Source organism: Pseudomonas sp. Pseusp10, from assembly GCF_059492225.1.
Genome location: NZ_CP168528.1, coordinates 4,395,680 through 4,419,958, shown reverse-complemented (window position 1 = coordinate 4,419,958; position 24,279 = coordinate 4,395,680). Strand labels below are relative to the sequence as shown.

Genomic DNA, 24,279 nt, shown 5'->3' with positions numbered 1-24,279 from the left:
AGTCGTGAAATCGCCTCCCCCCGCTTGTCCTGAGTTAACCGATCATCCGCTGTCTCAACGGCTGTGCCGACCAGCAACTAAAACACGCTAATAATCTTTGTGTAGGAAATTTCCTTAGTTGTGTGGGAAATGGATGTTTCTGGAGTGGGTAAGTTCTGAGTGCAATGTAAGATGCTTCTAAATATTGCTTTGGTGGATGGAATGGCTTTGTAAGATGGTTCACTATTGCATCTGGCAGTGTTTGAGTATTTGTTTCTGCAGTTGCGATCTCCTTTGAAAAGGCTCATCTTTCGCAGCCGAAGCAAGCTTGCATACTATGTCCGTTTGTCTGATTGCGTATTGTCGGCTCAACTCCTGAGCTCGAATGTGTAATTGAATTTTTGTAACGCTGTATGTTGCTACAAATATCCAAGGAGGATTTATGGCTTCTGGTAGTTTTCAAAGCGAAGTGCCCAAGGCACGGGTCAACATCAAGCTCGATTTGCATACGGGCGATGCACAGAAAAAAGTCGAGTTGCCGCTCAAGTTGATGGTGATGGGCGACTACAGCAACGGCAAGGAACAGCGGCCGTTATCCGACAGAAGCAAAGTCGCAATCGACAAGAATAATTTCGATAGCGTGCTGGCCGAGTTTTCTCCCGAGGTCAAGCTGGCGGTGGTCAACACCCTGGTGGAAGATGCCGGCGAAACGGCGGTCGATCTGGGTTTCCGGAGCATGAAGGATTTCGAGCCAGAACAAGTGGCTCGGCAAATTCCGCAACTGCGCGCACTGCTGGCAATGCGTAATCTGCTGCGCGACCTCAAGTCCAACCTGTTGGACAATGCTACGTTCCGTCAGGAGCTGGAGCGTATTCTCATGGACGAGGCACTGAGTGACGAACTGCGAGGTGAGTTGGCTGCACTGGCTCCGGAACAGATTCGTTAATTCACCTCGGTTCGTTTAAATGGAAGTTTAAAAATGTCTATCGAACATTCTCACGCGCAATCGCGCGGCACTACAGTGTTGTCTGAAGAAAGCCAAGGCGTGTATGGCGCGTTGTTTGGCAAGATCAATCTCAGTCCGGTAAAAGTGCTGGGTGAAATTGAAGTGTTTCAAAGTTCCGAGGCACTGTCGGATGTTTCTGTCGATGAACGTGTGACTGCCGCTGTCAGTGTTTTTTTGAAGTTGATCAAACAGTCTGCGCGCAAAGTCCGGCGTCTGGACAAGACACTGCTGGATGAACATATTGCGTCGCTGGATGCACAAATCAGCCGCCAACTGGACGCCGTGATGCATCACCCGGATTTCCAGCGAGTCGAGTCCACCTGGCGCGGTGTGAAATCGTTGATCGATCAGACCGATTTCCGCCAGAACGTGCGCATCGAATTGCTCGATGTCAGCAAGGGTCACCTGGTCCAGGATTTCGAGGATGCACCGGAGATCGCGCAAAGTGGTCTGTATGTGCATACCTACACCCAGGAGTACGACACCCCGGGTGGCGAGCCGATCGCCGCTGCCATTTCCAACTTCGAGTTCGACCGCAGTCCGCAGGACATTGCCTTGCTGCGCAATATTTCCAAAGTCTCGGCGGCCGCGCACATGCCCTTCATTGGCTCCGTCGGCCCGGCCTTCTTTGGCAAACGCTCGATGGATGAAGTCGCTGCCATCAAGGACATCGGCAACTACTTTGACCGTGCCGAATACATCAAGTGGAAAGCGTTCCGCGACAGCGACGATGCCCGTTATATCGGCTTGCTCATGCCCCGGGTGCTGGGCCGTCTGCCGTATGGCCCTGACACCGTACCGGTGCGCAGCTTCAACTACATCGAAAGCGTCAAGGGGCCGGACCACGACAAGTACCTGTGGACCAACGCCTCGTTTGCCTTCGCTGCCAACATGGTCAAGAGCTTTATCGCCAACGGCTGGTGTGTACAGATCCGCGGTCCGCAGTCTGGCGGCGCGGTCACCGGTCTGCCGATCCACTTGTACGATCTGGGCACTGGCAATCAGGTGAAGATCCCTTCGGAAGTGATGATTGCGGAGACTCGCGAGTTCGAGTTCGCCAACCTCGGCTTCATCCCGCTCTCGTACTACAAGAACCGTGACTACGCGTGCTTCTTCTCGGCCAACTCCACGCAGAAACCGGCGTTGTACGATACCCCGGAGGCCACCGCCAATAGCCGGATCAATGCGCGCCTGCCCTACATCTTCCTGCTGTCACGCATTGCCCATTACCTGAAGCTGATCCAGCGCGAAAACATCGGGACCACCAAGGACCGGCGTTTGCTGGAACTGGAACTGAACAAGTGGGTCGGTGGGCTGGTGACCGAGATGAAGGATCCGGGCGACAACTTGCAGGCTTCGCACCCGCTACGCGCTGCCAGGGTGAGCGTCGAAGACATCGAGGACAACCCGGGTTTTTTCCGCGTCAAGTTGTATGCCGTACCGCATTTCCAGGTGGAAGGCATGGACGTCAACCTGTCGCTGGTTTCGCAGATGCCCAAGGCAAAAGCCTGAGTCCTGTCCAAACCCAAACCACTGCGCAGGGATTCGACCTCATGAAAATCGACCGCCCCTTGTGGGCCGCGGGGGCATTACTGTCCCCGCAGCAATTCCAGCAGCAGGCACGCTGGGAAGCCTGGGCCAATGAGCGTCTGGCTCATCTGTCCCTGGTGCACCCCTGGGGCGTCCAGGGCGTCGCGTTTGACCTGGAAGCACTGCGCCTGGGCAAGCTCAAGGCCACTCGCCTGTGCCTGCGCATGCCCGACGGCACCATAGTCGACTCCGACCATGTCGATCGACTGCCCCACGGTCTGGAGCTGTCGCGCCTGCTGTCCGACGATATTCAGGCGGCGACATTGGTCCTGGCCTTGCCACTGGAACAGGCCAATGGCAACAACTGCCTGTTCGACGCCGACAAGGCCGATCGACCGATCCGGTATCGCCAGGACTGGCGTCAGGTGCAGGACATTTACGCCGATGAAGTGCAATCGATCGGCGTACTGGAGCACCTGCTGAGCCTGCGCTTCGATCACGACGAGAACGGCGATTACCTGACCTGCCCGATCGCGCGCCTGGTGCGTGACGGGCAGGGCGCCTGGAGCCTTGATCCTGACTATGTACCGCCGCTGCTCAGTTTCGCGGCGCACCCGGGGCTGTTGACGCAGCTGGATAACCTGTTGACCCAGTTGTCCTCCAAGCGTCAGCGGCTGATGGGCATGCGCCGTGAGAGTAACCAGCGAATGGCCGACTTTGCCGTGGCCGACGTGTCGTTGTTCTGGTTGCTCAATGCCTTGAACACCTACCAGCCGGTATTGGCCGATCTCAAGGCCTGGCCGGCGCGACATCCCGAGCAAGTCTATCTGGAGCTGACAAAGCTGGCCGGCAGTCTGCTGACCTTTTCGCTCGAACACGATGTCGAGCAGATTCCGCCTTACTGTCACGAACACCTGGAAAGTGTGTTCCCGCCGCTGTTGCGCATGATCTCCACGTTGCTGGAGGCCAGTCTGCCTTCCCGGGTCATCGCCCTGATACTCGAAGAGAGCGCAGCCAACCGTTGGCAGGTCCGACTTGACGACGCCCGTTTGCGCGAGCCCGACAGCGCCGACTTCTATTTGTCGGTGCGTTGCCGCTTGCCAGCCGTGCAATTGCAGAGTCAGTTCCCGCGACTGTGCAAGATCGGTACACCGGACGAAGTCGATCACCTGGTCAACGCCGCGCTTGATGGCGTGCCGTTGCAGTCCCTCAGCCATGTCCCGGCGGCCATCCCCCTGCGTCTGGAAAATCAGTACTTCGCCCTTGATCTCAACCATGCCAAGGGGCAAGCCATTCGGGACCAGGGCATCTGTGCCTTCTACGTCCCGAGCACCCTGGCCGAGGTGAAACTTGAACTGTTCGCGGTACTACGCGCATGAACCTGATCGAAGCGAAAAAACAGGCCGCAATGACGGTAGACATCGACTCGTTGTTGCAAGACAGCTACCTGCTGGTGGTCGAGTTGCGGCAAGGGGCCTCGGCGCAAGACAGCGATGAGGTCAAAGCGCTTTGCGTAAAGCAGGTCGAGCACGTTCGCCAGCGGCTCATGGATGCCGGCCTGGCACAGCGCAGTATCGACCATATCAGCCACGCTCAATGCGCGCTGCTGGATGAAACCATGCTCAACCGCGCCAACAACGATGCCCATTCCCGGTGGGCCAGTGAACCCTTGCAAGCGAAGTTTTTCAATCGCCACCAGGCCGGGGAATTCCTGTACGAGAACATGCGCGAGGTACTGCGTGAACCCGCGCCGGACCTGCATGTGCTGACGACCTTTCAGCGGGTTTTGACCCTGGGTTTTCGTGGTCGTTATCGCGATGACAATGACCCCGAGCGCGAACAACTGCTGGCCGACCTGAATGCCCGGGTCGCACCGCTGAAGTTGCGTCAGGCATTAACCGCACCCCTCAGCGCCAGCCATGGAGCAATGGCGCTGCGCTGGTTGCGCTCGCCGCTGGTCAATGTCCTGGCTGCCAGTCTGTTGCTGGTCGGAGTCTGGTACGGGCTCGATCAGCTGTTGAGTGGTCTGGTTGCGACGCTGTTATCCGCGCAAGCCTGAGGTGGAGCCAATGACGCTCAAACTCAAACAAGGGCTTTGGCTGTGGGCAGGTGCACTGGCCCTGATGCTGCTGGCCATCATCCCGCTTGGCGGATGGGGCCGTATCGCCCTGGCCATGATCGTTGCCGGTTGCGTTGCACTCGCCTGTGTCCGGGCCGCGCATCAACGGCAATTACTCGGCTCGGTCGATAACCTGGCGTTGCCACCGGCGGCGTATCGTCATCCGGTGGTACTGGTGTGTGGTGATGGCCTGGCCGGCCTGTTTGGTGAAGCGTGCAACGACCATCCGGCGTTGCGCATGACCGAGCAGGGCTGTTACCTGCGGGTCTCCCGTGCGGAACAGTTGCCGGGGTTGACTGACAGTGTCCTGGCCTTGCGTCCCGAGTGGGCTGGCCAGCTCAGTCTGATGTTCATTGTCAACCCGTGCGAGCACACCGATGCCGCGGTGTTGGCCGGGCAAGTGCGCACGTTCGATTACCAGGCCGGGCTGATTCGCAGGCGTGGCATTGCACTGCCGCTGATGCTCGTCAGCTACCTGCAATCTTCGGCAAGCAAGGGGGCCTGGTTCAGTTGGGAGGCCGGCCAGGACACCTGCAACATTCGTGAAGGGGGGGCATGCCTTGGCCCCAGCGACTGGCATCGGCTGCCCGCTGAAAATGCAACTCACACTCGGCGGTTGCAGGCCAGCGTCCAGCTCAACAGTGCTGCTGCCTGGCTGGATGAATATGTCCTGGCGCACTTCGCCAGCCGTGAAGGTCGCCAGCCTGCCGTCCTGCCGCTGGTTTGCGCCAGCACCTTCGTACCGACATTGCCCGGGATGATGACCGGTAATCTGTGGCGGCAATGGCTGCGGGACAAGACCGGGCTACCGGACGCGGATGCGCAGGTGCAAGCGCTGGATGCGTCGTTACCGTTCCCTGACCCTTTGCTGAATCTGCTGCCGGTACAGGCCCGACGTTTGCCGATGCGTCGCGCAAGTGTGATCGCCTTGTGGCTGTTCGCGGTAGCCGCCGTTGTCGCCCTGATGAGCTCGGCTTGGCAGAACACCCTGCTGCTGCGTCAGGTCAGTGATGACCTGCGGCGTTATGCGTCCATTGCCCCGACGGAACGTCGTGATCAACCCGAATTCGCCCAACGGGAAGAGGCGTTGAGCGTGCTGCGCGAGGACGCCGTACGCCTCGACAGTTACTACCGTCAGGGCGAGCCTCTGGCGCTGGGCCTTGGCCTGTATCGCGGCGAACAATTGCGCGCAGGGCTGCTGTCGACCATTGCCAACCACAGGCAACCGTCGACGAGCCCGATGCCGGCACGCGCTGCACGAACCGTGCGCCTGGACAGCCTGTCACTGTTCAGCAGCGCCAGCGCCCAACTCAAGCCGGAATCGACCAGGGTGCTGATCGACGCCCTGGTCGGCATCAAGGCCCAACCCGGCTGGCTGATCGTTATCGCCGGGCATACCGATGCCGTGGGCAGCGACGAACACAATCTGCAGTTGTCCCGTGCCCGCGCGGCGGCGGTACGTGAATGGATGCAACGCATGGGTGGCATCCCCGACAGCTGTTTCGCCGTGCAGGGCTTTGGCAAGAGCCAGCCCATCGCCAGCAATGACACCGAGGCGGGGCGTCAAGCCAACCGTCGCGTCGATATCCGTCTGGTGCCGGAAGTGGGGGCCTGCGGGCTTCCCGCGGCCGGAGCCGACGTACACCCCCCTGTCGCAAAAGCGGCATTTTTGGTTCTGAGATAAGGAGCTTCACATGGCAACTCCCATACACCTGTGGCTGACAGATGACGGCGGCGCGGACGTTAAAGGTTCGTGCAACGTGATAGGGCGCGAAGGCAGCATCGAAGTAGTCAGTCAGGATCACGACGTGTCTGTCCCCACCGACGACAACACCGGCAAGTTGACCGGCGCACGGGTCCATGCACCTTACGTGTTTACCAAGTTAGTCGATGCTTCCAGCCCCTACCTTTACAAAGCGGTAACCACCGGCCAGACCTTTAAAAAGGCTGTATTCAAGTCGTATCAAATCAACGAGGCCGGTCATGAAGTCGAGTTCTTCATCACCACGCTTGAAGATGTCAAGGTGGTAAAAGTTTCCTCGAAAATGCACGACATCAAGGATCCGGCGAAAGAGAAGTACAACCATCTGGAACAGGTTGAGTTGCGGTACGAGAAAATCACCTGGCTCCACAAGGACGGCAACATCGAGCACGATGATTCGTGGATGAAACGCCAGCAGGGGTAACGCTGAACGACCAGCAGGCAGGCGTCTGCCTGCTGGTTTAGGTGTGCTCGGTTGAGCGCCTGCTCGCGGACATTCACCCCAGCCCATCCAGCCCCCTACCTTGCCACAACCGACCACAGGCTGGACTTCCAGCACAAGGATGTTTCCCCATGCCCCATCACTCCACGCGCCTGCTTCGCCGTCTCAATCCTTACTGCGCCCAGGCGCTCAGCGCGGCGGCTTCGTTGTGTCAAAGCCGCGCCCATGGGCGGATCAGCATCGAACACTGGCTGCTCAAGTTGCTGGAGCAAGGCGAGGGCGATCTGACCCTCATTGCGCGCCGCCATGAATGGGACATGGATGCGCTTTGGCGCGGCTTGCTCGATCATCTCGACACGCTGCCGCGCAGCGTGCAGGGCAAGCCGCAGTTGTGCGGCAAGTTGCAGAAACTCATCGAGAACGCCTGGCTGCGTGCATCGCTGGAGGGTAACGACAACCTGCGTTCGGCACACCTGCTCGGCGCATTGCTGGAAAGTCCGGACCTGCTGGCTTGCGAAGCGGCCTGGTCAATACTGGGCCTCAGCGAAGTCCAGTTGCAGCAGTTGTTTGCCTTGCTCGACCAACACTCCGAGGAACGCCCGCAGGTACAACAGCAAAGCGCTTTGGACCCGCTCCCGGCGACGCCGCTCCCCGACGGTGGCGGGCACGATGCCTTGCAAGCGGTGCTGGACAGATTCACCCAGGACGTCACCGCCAAGGCGAGGGCAGGGCAGATCGACCCGGTGTACGGGCGTGACGATGAAATCCGCCAGGTCATCGACATCCTCAGTCGCCGGCGCAAGAACAACCCGATCCTGGTCGGTGAGCCCGGCGTGGGCAAGACGGCGCTGGTCGAAGGCCTGGCCATGCGCATCGCCGAAGGCAACGTTCCCGACAACCTGAAGTCGGTCAGCGTGCGCACCCTTGACCTGGGCCTGCTGCAAGCGGGTGCCGGGGTCAAAGGTGAATTCGAACAACGCCTGAAAAATGTCATAGACGCTGTGCAGCAGTCCGCCAACCCGGTGTTGCTGTTCATCGATGAAGCCCACACCCTGATCGGTGCCGGTAACCAGGCAGGTGGGGCGGATGCCGCGAACCTGCTCAAGCCCGCCCTGGCCCGTGGCGAATTGCGCACCATCGCCGCGACCACCTGGAGCGAATACAAACAGTACTTCGAACGTGATGCCGCGCTGGAGCGGCGTTTCCAGAGGGTCAAGGTCGACGAGCCGGACGACGCCAGCGCCTGCCTGATGCTGCGCGGTCTCAAGGCGCGCTATGCCAGCCATCACGGCGTGCACATTCAGGACGCGGCGGTACAGGCCGCCGTCAGCCTGTCGCGGCGTTATCTCACGGGCCGCCAGTTGCCGGACAAGGCCGTCGACCTGCTCGACACCGCCAGCGCTCGCGTGCGCATGAGCCTCGACTGCGAACCCCAGGTGCTGGTCCGACTCAAGGCCCGGCACGCCGCCTTGACGCTGGAGCAGCAGGCGCTTGAACAAGACGCGCAACTCAATGGCAGCGCCGCCAGCGAACGCTTGACGCTGATCGCCGAGCAACAGGCCGACCTGCAACAACAGCAAAACGATCTGCTGGACCAATACCGTCATGAACTCGACCTGACCCGGCAATTGCTTGACGCACGGCAGACCGAACCACTGCACAGCGACCTCTGCGCGCAACTACAGCAACGGCTGCTGCAGGCCCAGGGCAACCGGCCGATGCTGTCTCTGGACGTCGATGCCCGCAGCGTCGCCGAAGTGATCGCCGACTGGACCGGCGTGCCCCTGGGCAGCCTGCTCAAGGACGAACAGGCCAGCCTGTTGGCCCTGGAGCAGCAATTGGCCGAGCGGGTGATTGGCCAGGAACATGCCCTCGGTGCTCTGGCCCAGCGTTTGCGCGCGGCCAAGACCGGCTTGACCGATGAACAGGCGCCGTTGGGTGTGTTCCTGCTGGTCGGCACCAGCGGCGTCGGCAAGACCGAAACCGCACTGGCGCTCGCGGACTGCCTGTTCGGCGGCGAAAAGTCGCTGATCACCCTCAACCTTTCCGAGTACCAGGAAGCCCACACGGTCAGCCAGCTCAAAGGTTCGCCACCGGGCTACGTCGGTTACGGCCAGGGTGGCGTGCTGACCGAGGCGGTGCGCCAGCGACCCTACAGCGTGGTGTTGCTGGATGAAGTGGAGAAGGCCCACCGCGACGTGCTCAACCTGTTCTATCAAGTGTTCGACCGCGGCTTCATGCGCGATGGCGAAGGGCGCGAAATCGACTTTCGCAATACCGTCATTCTGATGACCTCCAACCTCGGCAGCGATGAACTGCAAAGCGGTTTGCAGGAACACCCCGACGCCTCCGACAACACGCTGCACGAATGGCTGCGACCGATTCTGCGCGAGCACTTCCAGCCGGCCTTGCTTGCCCGCTTTCAGACACTGATCTACCGCCCGCTGCTGGCCGATGCACTCAAGCGCATCGTCGGGCTCAAACTCGCCCGGGTCGCCCAGCGTCTGCAACGCCACTACGGCCTCACCTGCCAGATCGACGATGGACTCCACGCCGCACTGGTCGCCGCCTGCCTGCTGCCTGACACCGGTGCACGCAACATCGACAGTCTGCTCAACCAGCAGATTCTTCCGGTCCTCAGCCAACAGCTCCTGCAACGTCAGGCCGCGCAGCACAAAACCCTCGGCGTGACCCTGGGCTACAGCGACGAGGAGGGCGTCACGTTGCAATTTACCGATGCACAGGACGCATCGTCATCCACTGCCACGGAAGCCTGACCATGAGCACCGCACTGCGCCCCTTCTTCGACCACAGCCGCCACAAACTGCAAGTCGACGGCCTCGACACCGCCCTCGACGTCCTCGCCTTCAAGGGCGAAGAACACCTCAGCCAGCCGTTCACCTACACCATCGAATTCACCGCCAGCCACCTCGACCTCGGCGCCGGGCAACTGCTCGGCCAATACGCCCAGTTCAGCCTGCACGCCGCGCCGTCCACCGTGCCCGTGATGGCCTGGGAAGTGCCCAAGCCGGCCAAACCGCTGCGCACGTTTTTCGGCGTGATCAGCGGCTGCCAACGCCTGTCCGGCTCGGTCGACGAAGCGCGCTACGAAATCACCCTGCAACCGCGCCTGGGACGGCTCGCCCGTGGCCGGCAAACGCGCCTCTACCAACAGCAATCGGTACCGGAAATCGTCGAAAGCATCCTGCGCAGCCGCCACGCCTTTCTCGGCCAGGACTTCTTCTTCCGCCTGTACCGCGAGTACCCGCGCCGCGAACAGGTGATGCAGTACAACGAAAGCGACCTGGACTTCATCACCCGCCTGCTGGCCGAGGTCGGCATCTGGTACCGCTGCACCAGCGACCAACGCCTGAACATCGACGTCGTCGAGTTCTGCGACGACCAGCGCGGCTACCAGTTCGACGTCGCCTTGCCGATGCGCTCGCCCTCCGGCCTGAGCAGCAGCGGCGAAGACGCCGTCTGGGCCCTGCAAACCCGCCACCAGGTGGTGGAACAGCAAGTCAGCATCCGCGCCTACCACCCCCGCGACGCCCGCGCCCACCTCGACGGCGAGGTCGACCAGACCCGCGGCGAACCGGCCACCCATGGCGCGCCCCACACCTACGGCGAGGCCTACCACTACGCCGAGCCCTACAGCGTGCTCGGCAACGCCTACCACCAGGACGAAGACCTGCTCAGCGAAAGCGGCTACTTCTACGCGCGCCTGCGCCACGAGCGTTACCTCAACCAGCAGACCCACCTCAGCGGCATCAGCAGCAGCGCCACCCTGGCCCCCGGCCAGGTGCTGAACATCAGCGGCGGCGCGCCCCAGGCCTTCGCCCCCGGCGCGGTGCTCACCGGCCTCACCACCCACGCCGCCCGCGACCGCAGCTTCGAATGCCACTTCCAGGCCATGCCCTACGCCGAACGCCTGTGCTTCCGTCCGCCGCTGCCGCCCAAACCGCAAATCGCCGGCACCCTGCCGGCACGGGTCACCAGCCCCAAGGCCAACGACCCCTACGCCGACATCGACCTGGAAGGGCGCTACCGGGTCAAGTTCCTCTTCGACCGCGACACCTGGAAACCCGGCCAGGCCAGCAAATGGCTACGCCTGGCCCGCGCCTACGCCGGCGACACCCACGGCCTGCACCTGCCGCTGCTCGCCGGTACCGAAGTGGCGATCGCCTTCGAACAGGGCGACCCGGACCAACCCTACATCGCCCACGCCCTGCACGACGACCAGCACCCCGACCACGTGACCCTGGGCAAGCGCGACTACACCCGCAACGTGCTGCGCACCCCGGCCAACAACAAATTGCGCATGGAAGACCGGCGCGGGGAGGAGCACGTCAAGCTCAGTACCGAGTATGGCGGCAAGAGCCAGCTGAATCTGGGGCATCTGGTGGATGCCCAGAAGCAGAAGCGGGGGGAAGGGTTTGAGCTGCGTAGCGATGGTCATGGTGCCATTCGTGGCGGCAAAGGCCTGTTCATCAGTGCCGATGCACAGGCCAAGGCGCAGGGCCCGGTGCTGGACATGGACGCCGCCGTCGGCCGCCTGCAACAGGCCGGCGAACAGCTGCAACAGCTGTCGGTCGACGCCCAGGCCGCCCACGCCGAGCCGGCGGACGTGGCCGCGCAACTGAACCTGCTGCGCCAGGATCTGGAGCAGCTCAAGTCCCAGGTCCTGCTGCTCAGCGCCCCGCAAGGCATCGCCCTGGCCAGCGGGAAGCACCTGCAACTGGCGGCGCAAGACAACCTGATGCTCAACGCCGGCGGCGCAGCGCACCTCAGCGTGGTCAAGCGCCTGTTCATCGGCGTCGGCCAGGGCCTGAGCCTGTTTGTGCGCAAGCTCGGGATCAAGCTGATCGCCAATCAGGGGCCGATAAGCGTGCAGGCGCAAAACGACAAGCTGGAACTGATCGCCCGCCATGGCCTGGACATCACCAGCACCGAAGACGAAGTCCGCATCACCGCCAAGAAGAAAATCATCCTCAATGGCGGCGGCAGCTACTTCAGCCTGGAGGCGTGCGGTATCGAGGCAGGCACGGCAGGGGATTACAAGGTCAAGTCGGCGGACTACCTGTACACCCAAGTCAAAGCCACCCAGCCGGCGCAAGTATTCGGGTTGCCGCAGGTTATCGATCCGCCGCTTGAGTTCCACGAGCAATTCCGGATCTTCAGGAGCGATGGCGAACAACCCTGGGCCAGCGTGCCCTACAAAATCACCGCCGCCTCAGGCCTGGTCTGGAAAGGCACCACCGACAGCCAGGGTTTTACCGAGCGTGTCTACACCGCCAAGCCCGAAGAGCTGTCGCTGGTCTACGACATCGAAGAGGAGGAAGAGGAAGAAGAACTGGAAGGGATCACCCTGCGGTTGGGGCTGTTTTTTGATGGGACGGGAAATAATCTGGCGAACGTTACGACGACTGAGCAATGCCGGCGCGAGGACCTGTCGTTGTTCGATGAAAGCGAATTGGCGAGCATCATCGAGCATTGCAAAGGCTATGGTTTTGGCGAGTTCGATGGCGATGCCTTCAACAGTGCGCCGGACAACAGTTATGGGAATGCGCCGAGTAATGTGGTGCATCTGTTCAAGTTGTATCCTGACCATGCTACCGATGGCCTTCCTTCCGGTGTTGAAATTGGCTTTGTACCGGTCTATTTGGAGGGTATCGGCACCCGCAGTAATGGGAAGGATTCACTCTTCGGCATGGGCACAGGCCTGGGGGAAACCGGCGTCGTGGCGCGGGTTGAGCAAGCGCCGGTTGCCATACATAAACAATTGGACCGGTTTCAGCAAGCCAACCCTGGCATTTATATTCGGAAGATCGAGTTCGATATTTTTGGCTTCAGCCGCGGTGCCGCCGCCGCACGGCATTGTGCCAATGAGCTGCTCAAACCGGGACGCGGACTTTTCAACGAGTTACTGCAGGCCGGTCGTTTCACCCTGCTGACTACGTTTGACCCTGCGGTGGATATCAGCCTCAACTTCATCGGCCTGTTCGACACCGTCGCCGCAATTGGAGGCATTGACCTGAGCGTGGCAGATGACCACAACCCGGGTGTGAACCTGTACCTGCCATCCGGTTGCGCCCGTCAGGTCATCCAGTTGCAGGCCCGCGACGAGCGCCGTCACAATTTTGCACTCAACGGCGTACATCACCACCATCGGCAAATCAGCCTGCCCGGGGTGCACTCGAACATCGGCGGTGGCTACTTGCCGCGCGCCCGCGAACGGCTTTGGTTGACGAAGCCGAGCCGTTTCACCCAGCGCCACAATCAACTGGTGCAGTCCACATCGGAGTGGATAAAGAATCTGCCTAAAGTCCAGGCGCTCCGTGACAGCGGCATTGCCGGTGATGGCCGTATCGAAATCAAGAGCTGGCCGATCCCGACAGTGGCCCGTGGCGGGCCGGAGACTCAAGACCAGCTGCATATGTTGACCATTGAAATCGATCGAACGGTTCGGGGTGAGTTGGCCCTTGTTTACTTGCGGTTGATGCGTGAGCTGGGTGTGCGCCATGACGTGCCATTTGAAGTCATCGACGAGCAGGACCGACGTTTTCAGCTACCAGAAGAATTGCAACCAATCGCCGCACAGATACTGGAGCAAGCGCTCGCAGGCACCGAAGTCAGCCTCGATCCCGACCAGGAGCGTCTCTTGCGTGAGCGTTACATCCATCAGTCCGCTCACTGGATACCCAGCGGCATTTTCATGACCATGAAGCCAACAGCCGATGGTAAACGCAAGGTGTATCGCAACCATCCGCAAGAGGGGTATCCCCAATGAGGCGTCTAAGCCTGCTCTTCGGTTTGCTGTTTTGCCTATGCGCCTGCGCCAGTGGTCCACAACCACCCGCACCACCCAAACTGCCGTACGACAGTTGGTACGTTGGCCTGGCCGCCCCACGTTTCATGGAAGTCTGGGTTGAGACTGTGGACGTGCTCGATCAGCGTGGGCAGGCTTTTTTTGATGTTCATGGGGGAGTAGCTGGCTATACCCGCAAACCGGAAGGTTGGCACAAGGGGGGAGGGAAGATGATGCCAATAAACAACGTCGACCTGCCGGAACGGATCTTCTTGCGTTGGCAATCGCTGGTGGAGCCGCAGGCCTACAAAATCCGCATCCCGATCCCGCAGTGGGTGCGCGATGAGATGATCAAACCGGAGCGGGGCTTTTGTCACTGGTCCAAGACGTGGAAGACCGACTATCGAGATTCCATCACCTTGGGCATGGCCCCCGGCGGCATCGTCAAGGTCTGGTTGGGCGGGGCATGTCTGGACTTCAAGGAAGTCGGGCGCTATCGGGCGGAGATCGAGCCGCTTGGACCTCATCGGAACGGTAACGGTATTTACTACCGGGCACCGAAGCCGGAAGCCCAGGCCTATATCGACCAGCACGGTATTCCTTATGGCTCTTGGTAAGTGCGACCCAATGAAGCGCCTGGCTCTGCTCTTCGGTTTGCTGTTTTGCCTATGCGCCTGCGCCAGTGGTTCTCAACCACCCGCACAACCCAAGCTGCCGTACAACAGCTGGTACGTCGGACTAGCCGCACCACGTTTCATGGAAGTGTGGGTCGAGACTGTCGATGTGCTCGACCAACGTGGTCTTGCTTTTTTTCGCGTGCATGGAGGGGTAGCCAGTTATACCGGCAAAGTGGAGGGCTGGCATAAAGGGGGGGGGAAATGAAAACGGTAAACAACGTCGACCTGCCGGAACGGATTTTCCTGCGCTGGCAATCGCTGGTGGAGCCGCAAGCCTACAAGATTCGAATCCCGACCCCCCAATGGGTGCGCGACGAGATGGTCAGGCCGGAGCGAGTGTTCTGTGAAGGGTCCAAAGAATGGAGGAACGACTATCGAAAGATGATCACCTTGGGCATGGCCCCCGGCGGCATCGTCAAGGTCTGGGTTGGCGGAGCATGTCTGGACTTCAAGGAAGTCGGACGCTTTCAGGCGGAGGTTGAGCCGCTTGGACCTCATCGGAACGGTAACGGTATTTACTACCGGGCACCGAAGCCGGAAGCCCAGGCTTATATCGACCAGCACGGTATTCCCTACGGTACTTGGTAGGTCATTACTTGGAAGGAGGCTAAACAGGTCAGCTTTTTTTAAATCGAGTGAACGGCACGTCTAAATGCTCGGTAGTTGACAGGTGTTCGCGCAAAGAAAATTTTTGGAAGCATCAATTGATTTGAAAGGGATCTCTAAGGTATGCAAATTCGAAATATTTTATTCGCGATTGGTACATCGCTTTTCTCCGCTCTATCGGCAGCTGACTCAAGCGATTTTGTAGGGCGTTACTACCTGCAAGGTGCGATGGAGATGGCTTCTGAATTGCAACTAATGAAAGACGGTACGTTCGCTGGCGGGATTGTTTATGGCTCGGCGGAAGGTTATGCCAAAGGCAGTTGGCGGGTAGATGGGGATGCAGTGTTATTGCAAAGCGATGCCGGTAATGCACCGAGGGCTGCGGGTGATATCAGTTTTAGTTTACAGGATGAACTAAATTTGGAAGAGGTGGAGGAGTATCACGATTACGATAGTGAGCGCGGCTATGAACTTGCGCGAAATAATTATGTTTTGGAAATAAAGCACGATCAGTATACAGCTCCTCCAGCGATTAACCCTGTAGACGTGTTTTTGGAATTTTCTGATGGTTCTGCAGCGAATCTGGTTTGGAAGAGTGAGTATGATTGGCGTCTATCGCTACCCTTTGATGAGCGAAAAGTTCTAAAGAAAATTGGCTTTCGTGATAAGGGAAGATCAGATGCTATTAAGTGGTTCGAGGTTTCTAATACTGCGCGCTGGCTTGGTATTGATTGGAAGAAGAAGCCAGGCCGAAAAATATCCTTTGATCAGCCATATGAGCGTGATCTGGCGGGGGCTGAACTTTACTATAAAAATAATCCTGAAGAGCTGAAGCATATTAAGGGTAATTATCTAATAACTATGTACTACGATAATGAGCTTATTAAGCCGAAGATTAATTCCGTGAACGTTTACTGGGGGTATGAGGACGGATCCATAAAAAAGGAAATCTGGAATGAATCTAAGGAGCAATTAGCTCTCCAGCCATATAGCGTGCGGAGAAAACTACAAAAAGTCGGATTTCAAGAGCAAGGTTCGAAAGGACCCGTTCAGTGGGTGGAAGTCTCCCCAACAGGACGCTGGTTTAATATTTATTGGTCGGGATATCGACCTGGCCAAGAAGACGATCTTTCAATGATATTTAGGGACTTGGCACTGGAGATCAAGCCGAACTGCCTGGAGTTGGATCTGGGCAGTGGCAAGGCGTGCTTCCGTAAATGACTTTTCTCAAGCCTTTTAGGTGGAGACCCGTCTGGGAAGTGTAGGCGGGTTCGAGCTTGGCCTTTTTGAGTTGATGAAACATTAAATTGGGGGCGTCATGCAGCAAGTCAAACATGCAGGAAGCACTAACGATGCCGACAGCACGGTAGTCAAAGTGTTGTCTTCGGAGACGTCGTTAACCTGGCTATCGCCTGCCGAAAATGCAGTGTTCAAGATCACGCAGGATGCAGAATTACCAGAAATCGTCTTCGAGTTTCGCACGCAAGTCGCCGGCGATTATAAATGGTCATGGACAATCGAGTGGGAGGCGAAAGTCAGTGGGTTAAGGGAGCGCGCCAGAAAAGGCAATGTTCTGCAGACTTTCAAGGAATCGGGCTCGTTCGTCAGTAACGCTCGTTCATGGACCGTCGGTTTTTCTGAAAAGGTGTTGGGCGGCACGTTGACCGTGGAGGTGAGTATCGGCGCCAAGACATTGAAAAGAGCCATAGTGATAAAAGGGCAAAATCCCACTGTGCAGAGCGTCGCAACTTACATTGCCACCCTTGACGACATGACGGGCTTTGAAAAGCTGCTGGAGCAAGAAACCAACTCCAAACACTTCATTAACTTCGATGGCGAGCCGATAGCTGCATTCGATAAAGGTTTCGGCATCACGCAAATGACCAATCCGGTACCAAATTACGAGCAAGTCTGGAACTGGAAAGCCAACATCCTCGCGGGATCTTCAATTTATAAGGACAAAGTGCGCATCGCCAAAAAATACCTGGGCCAGGCAGGCAGAACCTATACGGATGATCAGCTGCGCCATGAGGTGTTCAGCCGGTGGAACGGTGGTTCTTATCATGAGTGGGATGCGGTCTCTGCTTCCTGGGTCAGAAAGAAGAACCTTTTGTGTGATGCCAATACCGGAAATATAGGCTGGTCGATGGATAACGAAATGAACAAGGACAAAACGCAAGCGCAATTGCGAGAGCGAGATAAGGAAACTTATTCGAAAGGTTCGAAGGGGCAGTCGGATGATCACCCATGGCAATACCAGGGAGTGTGTTATGCAGATCATGTGCTTGGTAAATAAGCTCAGAAAGTTCCTGGTTGGTTTGTTGCTCGGATTGGGGGTGGTTACCTGCGCAAATGCCGAAACAGTGTGGCTAAAAAACAATGACGGGCAGGTGCATCTGCAGATGGGCGACGGAGCGGTGTATGAAGTGAAGTTGTTTTCCGACGTGGGCGGTGTGTTTTATGACAGAGACAAGCACACGATCGGGGAGGGGGATTATGTTTCGCTGTTCCAGGTTTTATCTTCGAACTCTGCACGCCCTTCAAGCGTTTGTGGTGCGGGTAACGAAGTCTGGCTCCATGTCTATCAAGTCGCTGGCGCAGTTTTGACTGAAAAAATAAAAGTGCTGGTGAGTAGTTGTTTGCGCTCGATTTCACTGGCAAGTCAGAACACAGGGGATCAGATGCAAGATTCCGATTTCTCTTCCGTGCGATGGAACTTAAAAGGGTTTTCCGTTGAGTGGTTCGAGAATGTCGATGCTGCCGGGCGACCCTTGCAGTTTACGAACTTTGTATTGCGTGAGGGCGCTTTTTTATCGCAAGACGTATTGAGCCAAGGGAACCCGAACTAGAAATTTTCCATTCAATTAAAAAGGATCAAAACATGAAAGGCATCATCCGTATTGGCGACAAAACCACCGGCGGCGGCACCGTACTTTCGGGTTCCACCGACATGCGATTCGAGGGTGTCGGTGTGGCGCGTGAGGGGGATCCGGTGCGCTGTCCAAGCCACGGCCGCACGGTGATCGCCGAGGGGCATCCGGCGTTTCGTGACAATGATGTCCCGGTCGCTTTCGATGGCCATCGCTGCGCATGCGGTTGTGCGCTGGTTTCTTCCTTGCCTGTAGCGCGTGCGAACTAGCCCATGCCAGTCAGATTGGATCGAGTCCCTGCGTTAGCGGTGAGACCTGCGCGCCCTCGTGTCTGGCTTTGGGCAGGTTTACTGCCTCTGTTGTTGCTGATGGGGGCGGGGGTGGCGTTGTTGTTCGGGCCTGCAGACTTGCATCAGCAGCCAGTGAACTTCTGGGCACTGTCCCTGGGGGGGCCGTTGGTTGGCTGGTGCGTGTTGGGTTTCGGGCGAGCACTGATTTACATAGGCCAACAAAGTGCTGCCGATGGTTGGGATGAAGCTCGGGAGAACGATTTGATTCGCAAGACCCGGCAAGGGCGTCGCTCCCAACAATTATTGGGTGTGAGTCTGTACACGGCCCTTCGAGAACCAGGTGATCAGCCAACCGCGCAACTGGATGCTTTTCTGAGCGGGACTTCCTCTATTGCGGCTCGACCCGTGCGGGAGGGGGCAACACCGTTACGTCACAGTCACTTATCAGGCGATAGGGAAGACCCCGAACTCCTGCTGCTGGACGTGTTGAAGCAGTTGCTCGGCGATTTGGCGCAAACCCTGGAGCAGTTGCCGGACGGTGCGCCACTGGCATTTTTACTGGAGGTCGAAAGCGGATTGCCTGAGGGTGTGTTGCGTCGCGTGTGGCGAGAGGCGTGGAGTGCGTCCGGTATCCGTCAATCGTCGATTCCTGTCGAGGGCAGCGGGTTGGCCGCAGTGGATCACTGGCTTGACCAGCGTATTGATGATCAGGCCTTGCTGATGGTGGTGGCGGTGCAGTTTTCACTGGAGCAGCCCGAAGGCACGGCAGAGGTCGCTGTTGGCTTGTTGTTGGGCAACCGTCTGACGCAAACGACCTTGGCACCGATCGCCTACCTCCATCGTCCCGAACCGGAGCGCAAGCCCACCGACACCGATCTGCTCTACGCCGCACGTCAAGCCCTCGACTGGGTACCACTGGGAGCGCAATCCATCGAGCAGGTTTGGCGCGCGGGTATTGATGCGCAACGTCATGCCGCCTTGTCGATGGTGTCGGCGGAATTACCTCTGCCAGCCAAGCCCAACCAGGGTTTTTGCAGTCTCGATGATTTGCTTGGGCATCCTGGACCAGCAGCACCCTGGCTGGCCATAGCCGCCGCGGCGCAAACAATTGAGCGCGGTGCCGGGCCTCAATTCATTTTCAGTGGCGGCGCCGTCGCCGATGGGCTTTGGAGCACGGTGCTGATGCCCGTGTCACCCCTTTCGAAATAGGAATCTCGAATGCAGTTTCGACGCTCTGTAGGGATAGGTGTTTTGGTCAGCGTGCTGGTGCTCGCTGGTCTGGTGTTGGCTGCACAGGTCTGGTATCACCCTGAGTCGCTGGGTATTGCATCCGGCAGCGCCCGGCAAACCCTCTGGTTTTCGGTGGTCTCGGCCACCACCTTGATCGTGGCGATGTTCCTGGGTGGTTATCCATTGCTGGGACGGCTGTTGGGGCATTCAACTTATGGCCGGCTTGATACGGATGACGTTCACCAGCCTGCGCAAGTGTCCCCCGAAAAAAACGTTGATACGCCGGGAGCACGAACCATCGCGGCGATCAAAGCTTCCTTGCGCAAGCGTCACCGCCACCTCTGGCGCCACAAAACCCGGCTCCTGCTCATCGTCGGCGAACCCGAGCAGATCCAGGCCATCGCCCCCGGCCTGAGCAACGACAACTGGCTGGAAGACCACAACACCGTGCTGCTCTGGGGCGGCAGTGTGCAAACCCAACTGGACGAATCCGTGCTCGACTGCTGTCGCGCCTTGACCCGTTGGCGCGCCCTCGATGGCGTGGTCTGGGCGCTGAACACCGAGCAGAGCGCCGACGACAACCTGATGGGCAACGGCGCACGTCACCTGCAAGATCTGGCGCGCGCGCTGGGTTGGTCGTTGCCGCTACACGTGTGGCAGGTCTGTGCCAGTCCGTGGGCGCAGGACCAGCGCCCGAGCCAGGCGGTCGGCTGTGCGCTGCCGTCACGCTTGAGCGCGCAGGCCCTGGACGCTGCGCTGCAGCGTCTGCTGGAGCCGCTGCGTGGCGAAGGCTGGGCGCAGATGAACGCGCGGCCCGAGCATGATTTCCTTCTGCGTTTGTCGCGGGATTTGCAGGTCGAAGGCCTGGCCCGTTGGCGCCAGGCGCTGGCGCCGTGGTTCGGGGTCTTCCGGCAGGACCTGCCGTTGCGCGGGTTGTGGTTCAGCTTGCCGCTGACCGGTAAAGCGGAGCGCAAAGATGATCACTTCTGGCCGATGGGCCCTGTCTGGCAGGGCGTGCTGGACGCCCCGAAACCGCGCAGCCGGCGCTTGGGCTGGAGCGCGCCGCGCGCCGCTTATGGGCTGGCGTTGGGTCTGGCCTTGGTCTGGGGCGCCGGGTTGCTTATATCGTTCGTCAGCAACCGCGTGCAGATTGCCCAGGTGCAAACCACGCTGACCGCGCTGGAGCAATCCGCCCCAGGCGACGCGCAACTGCAAGCGCTGCACGAACTGGTCCGCGAACTGGCGCGCCTGAATTACCGCGCCACCCACGGCGCGCCGTGGTATCAGCTGTTTGGCTTGAACCAGAACGATGCGCTGCTGGCCACGTTGTGGCCGCGTTACGTCGAGGCCAATCAACGCTTGCTGCGCGCCCCGGCGGAGGCCCAGTTGCAGGCGCGGCTCGACGCGTTGATCAAGCTGCCGCCGGACAGTCCCGAACGCGCCCGGCGCGCCCCGGCGGCCTACGCGCAACTCAAGGCCTACCTGATGCTGGCGCGCCCGGAAAAAACCGATCCGGCGTTCCTGGCCCAGGCCCTGAGCGACGCCGAGCCGCTGCGCGCCGGAATTTCGCCGGGACTCTGGCAAGGACTGGCACCCACCCTGTGGCAGTTCTATGCCGAGCAACTGCCGGCCCATCCGGCCTGGCGCATCGAGGCCGACGCGCGGCTGGTGGCGCAAGCCCGGCAAGTGCTGCTCGGCCAGTTGGGCCAGCGCAATGCCGAAGCCAGCCTGTACCGCAAAATCCTCGATGACGCGGCCAACCATTATCCGGCGCTGAGCCTGCCACAAATGGTCGGCGACACCGAGGCGAAGGCGCTGTTCGCCACATCGGCCGAAGTGCCCGGCGTGTTCACCCGCCAGGCCTGGGAAGGCCAGGTGCAGCCGGCCATCGCCGCCATAGCCGAGGCCCGTCGCGAGGAAATCGATTGGGTGCTCAGCGACCATCCCGCCAGCCTCGCCGTCGAATTGAGCCCGGAGCAACTGCGCGAGCGCCTGACCGAACGTTATTTCCAGGACTACGCCAACGCCTGGCTGGACTTCCTCAACCACCTGCGCTGGCAGCCGGTCGACAGCCTCGGCGAGGTGATCGATCAACTGGCGCTGATGAGCGACGTGCGCCAGTCGCCGCTGATCGCCCTGATGAACACGTTGGCCTGGCAGGGGCGGGCCGGCACGCGCGGCCAGGCCCTGGGCGATTCGTTGATCAAGTCGGCGCAGAAGCTGATCGCCCAGGACAGCGTGCCGCCGATCGAGCAGTCGCTCGGCGGTCCTGGCGGTCCGCTGGACGCCACCTTCTGGCCGTTGCTGAGCCTGCTGGGCAAGGACGCCGAGCGCAATAGCGACCGCGAGCGCCTGAGCCTGCAGGCTTTTCTCAACCGGGTCACGCGGGTGCGCCTGAAGCTGCAACAAGTGAGCAACGCGCCCAGCCCGCAGGCGATGACCCAGGCCCTGGCGCAGAGCGTGTTCCAGGGGCACAGCGTCGACCTCACCGACGCCCAGGCCTACGGCAGCCTGCTCGCTGCCAGCCTCGGCGCCGAGTGGGACGGGATCGGCCAGACCCTGTTCGTGCAGCCGCTGGAGCAGGCCTGGCAACGGGTGCTGCAACCGTCGACGGCGGGCCTCAACCGCCAGTGGCAACGGGCGATCGTCAACGACTGGCAGGGCGCCTTCGCCGGCCGCTACCCCTTTGCCGCCACCAGCAGCGATGCCTCGCTGCCGATGCTCGGGCAAATGATCCGCGCCGATTCCGGGCGCATCGAACAGTTTCTGCAGCAGCAACTGGGTGGCGTGCTGCGCAAGGAAGGCAGCCGCTGGGTGGCCGATGCCCGGCACAGCCAGGGCCTGCGTTTCAACCCGAAGTTCCTCAGCGCTGTCAACCAGCTCAGCCACCTCGCCGACGTGCTCTACACCGACGGCGGCATGGGCTTGAGCTTCGAGCTGCGGGGCAAACCGGTGCGCGACGTGGTGCAAACCACCTTCATCCTCAATGGCGAAAAACATGAGTACTTCAACCAGAAGGAACGCTGGCAACGATTCAGCTGGCCAGGCTTCAGCCACCACCCGGGCACTCGCCTGAGCTGGATCAGCGTGCACGCCAACGAACGCCTGTTCGGCGACTACGAAGGCACCTGGGGCCTGATCCGCCTGCTCGAACAAGCCCGGGTCACCGCGCTGAACGACAGCGACAGCCAGTACCGCCTGCAGCTCAAGGCCCCTGATGGCCTGGATTTGACCTGGCACCTGCGCACCGAACTCGGAGCGGGGCCGCTGGCGTTGCTCAAGTTGCGCGACTTCAAGTTGCCGGCGCAGATCTTTCTCGGCGAGGGCACTAACGCGCAGCCCTATGCACAGAACGGGAGTTACCCATGAGCCTGCTCAAACTGATCGCCCGCTGCCTGGGCGAACGTGACCCTCTATCACTTGCCCGCGCCGAAGCCGATCGCTGGCAATCCTGGTTGCAACCCATCAGCACGCAGTCTCCGGTCGGCGAGGATCCGGGGTACGACGATGATTTCCAGCATATGCGTGAAGAGGTCAACAAGCTCTCTGGCGCGGATGTCGACGAGGTGATCCAGCTGGCGCAGAAGCTGATCAGCCAGCGCTGCAAGGATTTGCGCGTCGCCACTTATTACCTGTGGGCGCGGTTGCAGAAGGATGGTGAGGCGGGGTTGGCCGATGGCCTGAGTCTGCTGGCCGCGCTGGTCGAGCGTTACGCCGGCGACGTGCTGCCCGTACGGTCCAATAGCCGCAAGATGGCTCTTGAGTGGTTGACCAGCGGCAAGGTGCTGGACAGCCTGTCGCTGTACCCGGAAGTAGTCAAGGCCGAAGCGGAGCGCACGGTGGCGGCGCTGGCCTGGCTGGAGCGTGGGCTGGAGGCCTGGCCGCAGGATCAACAGCCGCAACTGGGCGCGCTGTATGGGGCGTTGTCCGCGCGATTGGCGCAGTCCGGCGGGGTGGATGCGCTGGTGCCGCAGAACAGTGCCAGTCATGAGCCCGGTAGTCCGGCCAGCACACCGGGCGCCACGGTCATCAAGTCCGGACGCGATCTGCTGGACAGTGGTCGGACCCTCGCAGGTTATCTGCGCGACCAGCCACAAGGCTGGCTGGCGGCGCACCACCTGATGAAGAGCCTGCGCTGGGATACCTTGCACCAGACACCACTGCAGGACGCCAGCGGCATGACGCGCCTGTCACCGCCCCGAGGCGAATCCAGGGCGCAACTCAAACGCCTGTATCTGCAACAGAGCTGGAGCGAATTGCTCGATCAGGTCGAGCGGACGTTCGCCGAGGGCGTCAACCACTTCTGGCTGGACCTGCAGTGGTATCTGGTCCAGGCCCTGAGCAAACAACCGGCACCGCAGGACGGTTGGGCCGACATCGTCAAGCGCGACCTGGGCATGTTTCTCGAGCGCCTGCCGGGGCTGGAAGTGTTGAGCTGGAACGACGGTACGCCTTTGGCCGACGAGACGACCCGTGAGTGGATCAGTCAGCACGTCAGCGGCAATCAGTCCCGGCAGTGGTTGCCCGCACCGGCCCCGGCGGCGGTGTTTGCCGATGTCGAGATTCTATCGCTGGAGGCCGAGGCACTGGCGCAGGCCGACAGCGACGGTGTCGAGCATGCGCTGGCCTGGCTGGCCGAGCGCCCCGGCATCCATACCGGTCGCCAGCGCTGGCTGCTGCGCCTGCTGATGGCGAGAGTAGCCGAGCAATGTGGCAAGAGCGACCTGGCCATGCATCTGCTGGGTGAACTGGATGCCACGGCCCAGCGCCAGGCGTTGGCGGACTGGGAGCCGGAGCTGAATTTCGAAGTCAAGGCACGCCTGCTCAAGCTGACACGCTTGAAGGCGCAGCGCAGTGATGCCGACAAAACCACGCTGGGTCGGCGCATGGAGGCGTTGCTGGCGGCGCTGGTCGCCATCGATCCGGTACGCGCCGCGGTGCTGTGCGGTTGAACCTCATT

At 60.2% G+C, this 24,279-nt stretch carries 18 protein-coding genes; all 18 read left to right on the top strand.

The window, feature by feature from the left end; genetic code table 11:
* The first annotated feature begins 421 nt into the window (after nt 1-421).
* A complete protein-coding gene (gene tssB, locus ACEN8Z_RS19840) occupies nt 422-925 on the top strand; it encodes a type VI secretion system contractile sheath small subunit (protein WP_495595368.1) in 504 nt (167 codons plus the stop codon).
* 33 nt (nt 926-958) lie between these two features.
* Nucleotides 959-2,497, top strand: coding sequence for a type VI secretion system contractile sheath large subunit (gene tssC, locus ACEN8Z_RS19835; RefSeq protein ID WP_495595367.1), 1,539 nt, complete (start codon nt 959-961; stop codon nt 2,495-2,497).
* Between the two features lie 41 nt (nt 2,498-2,538).
* The gene (tssK, locus tag ACEN8Z_RS19830; RefSeq protein WP_495595366.1) at nt 2,539-3,894 is read left to right on the top strand and encodes a type VI secretion system baseplate subunit TssK; all 1,356 of its coding nucleotides are present in this window, start codon (nt 2,539-2,541) and stop codon (nt 3,892-3,894) included.
* Entirely contained in the window at nt 3,891-4,574 is a 684-nt protein-coding gene (gene tssL / locus ACEN8Z_RS19825; RefSeq protein ID WP_495595365.1) for a type VI secretion system protein TssL, short form, read from the top strand. Before tssK ends, tssL begins: the two co-directional genes overlap by 4 nt.
* 10 nt (nt 4,575-4,584) lie before the next feature.
* Nucleotides 4,585-6,318, top strand: coding sequence for an OmpA family protein (locus tag ACEN8Z_RS19820; RefSeq protein ID WP_495595364.1), 1,734 nt, complete (start codon nt 4,585-4,587; stop codon nt 6,316-6,318).
* A 10-nt stretch (nt 6,319-6,328) separates the two neighbouring features.
* Nucleotides 6,329-6,820, top strand: coding sequence for an Hcp family type VI secretion system effector (locus tag ACEN8Z_RS19815; protein WP_495595363.1), 492 nt, complete (start codon nt 6,329-6,331; stop codon nt 6,818-6,820).
* Between the two features lie 149 nt (nt 6,821-6,969).
* Entirely contained in the window at nt 6,970-9,615 is a 2,646-nt protein-coding gene (tssH, locus tag ACEN8Z_RS19810; RefSeq protein WP_495595362.1) for a type VI secretion system ATPase TssH, read from the top strand.
* 2 nt (nt 9,616-9,617) lie between these two features.
* A complete protein-coding gene (gene vgrG / locus ACEN8Z_RS19805) occupies nt 9,618-13,628 on the top strand; it encodes a type VI secretion system tip protein VgrG (protein ID WP_495595361.1) in 4,011 nt (1,336 codons plus the stop codon).
* Nucleotides 13,625-14,263 carry a DUF2931 family protein gene (locus ACEN8Z_RS19800; protein ID WP_495595360.1) on the top strand — a complete coding sequence of 213 codons (639 nt, stop codon included), beginning with the start codon at nt 13,625-13,627 and terminating at the stop codon, nt 14,261-14,263. The genes vgrG and ACEN8Z_RS19800 overlap by 4 nt, the downstream gene beginning before the upstream one ends.
* Nucleotides 14,250-14,528 carry a DUF2931 family protein gene (locus tag ACEN8Z_RS19795; protein ID WP_495595359.1) on the top strand — a complete coding sequence of 93 codons (279 nt, stop codon included), beginning with the start codon at nt 14,250-14,252 and terminating at the stop codon, nt 14,526-14,528. The genes ACEN8Z_RS19800 and ACEN8Z_RS19795 overlap by 14 nt, the downstream gene beginning before the upstream one ends.
* Nucleotides 14,525-14,911 (top strand): DUF2931 family protein, encoded by a 387-nt coding sequence (locus tag ACEN8Z_RS19790; protein WP_495595358.1) that lies wholly within the window; start codon nt 14,525-14,527, stop codon nt 14,909-14,911. Before ACEN8Z_RS19795 ends, ACEN8Z_RS19790 begins: the two co-directional genes overlap by 4 nt.
* Nucleotides 14,912-15,052: 141 nt before the next feature.
* Nucleotides 15,053-16,150 carry a hypothetical protein gene (locus ACEN8Z_RS19785; RefSeq protein WP_495595357.1) on the top strand — a complete coding sequence of 366 codons (1,098 nt, stop codon included), beginning with the start codon at nt 15,053-15,055 and terminating at the stop codon, nt 16,148-16,150.
* A gap of 97 nt (nt 16,151-16,247) precedes the next feature.
* A complete protein-coding gene (locus ACEN8Z_RS19780) occupies nt 16,248-17,225 on the top strand; it encodes a hypothetical protein (protein ID WP_495595356.1) in 978 nt (325 codons plus the stop codon).
* Nucleotides 17,200-17,778 carry a hypothetical protein gene (locus ACEN8Z_RS19775; protein WP_495595355.1) on the top strand — a complete coding sequence of 193 codons (579 nt, stop codon included), beginning with the start codon at nt 17,200-17,202 and terminating at the stop codon, nt 17,776-17,778. Before ACEN8Z_RS19780 ends, ACEN8Z_RS19775 begins: the two co-directional genes overlap by 26 nt.
* Nucleotides 17,779-17,810: 32 nt before the next feature.
* Entirely contained in the window at nt 17,811-18,068 is a 258-nt protein-coding gene (locus tag ACEN8Z_RS19770; protein WP_495595354.1) for a PAAR domain-containing protein, read from the top strand.
* Between the two features lie 3 nt (nt 18,069-18,071).
* Nucleotides 18,072-19,298, top strand: a complete 1,227-nt coding sequence (locus ACEN8Z_RS19765; protein ID WP_495595353.1) for a KPHS_23130 family T6SS system protein — start codon at nt 18,072-18,074, stop codon at nt 19,296-19,298.
* Nucleotides 19,299-19,307: 9 nt separating this feature from the next.
* The gene (locus ACEN8Z_RS19760) at nt 19,308-22,688 is read left to right on the top strand and encodes an ImcF-related family protein (protein WP_495595352.1); all 3,381 of its coding nucleotides are present in this window, start codon (nt 19,308-19,310) and stop codon (nt 22,686-22,688) included.
* Nucleotides 22,685-24,271 (top strand): type VI secretion system protein TssA, encoded by a 1,587-nt coding sequence (gene tssA, locus ACEN8Z_RS19755; protein WP_495595351.1) that lies wholly within the window; start codon nt 22,685-22,687, stop codon nt 24,269-24,271. The genes ACEN8Z_RS19760 and tssA overlap by 4 nt, the downstream gene beginning before the upstream one ends.
* The last annotated feature ends 8 nt before the right edge of the window (nt 24,272-24,279 follow it).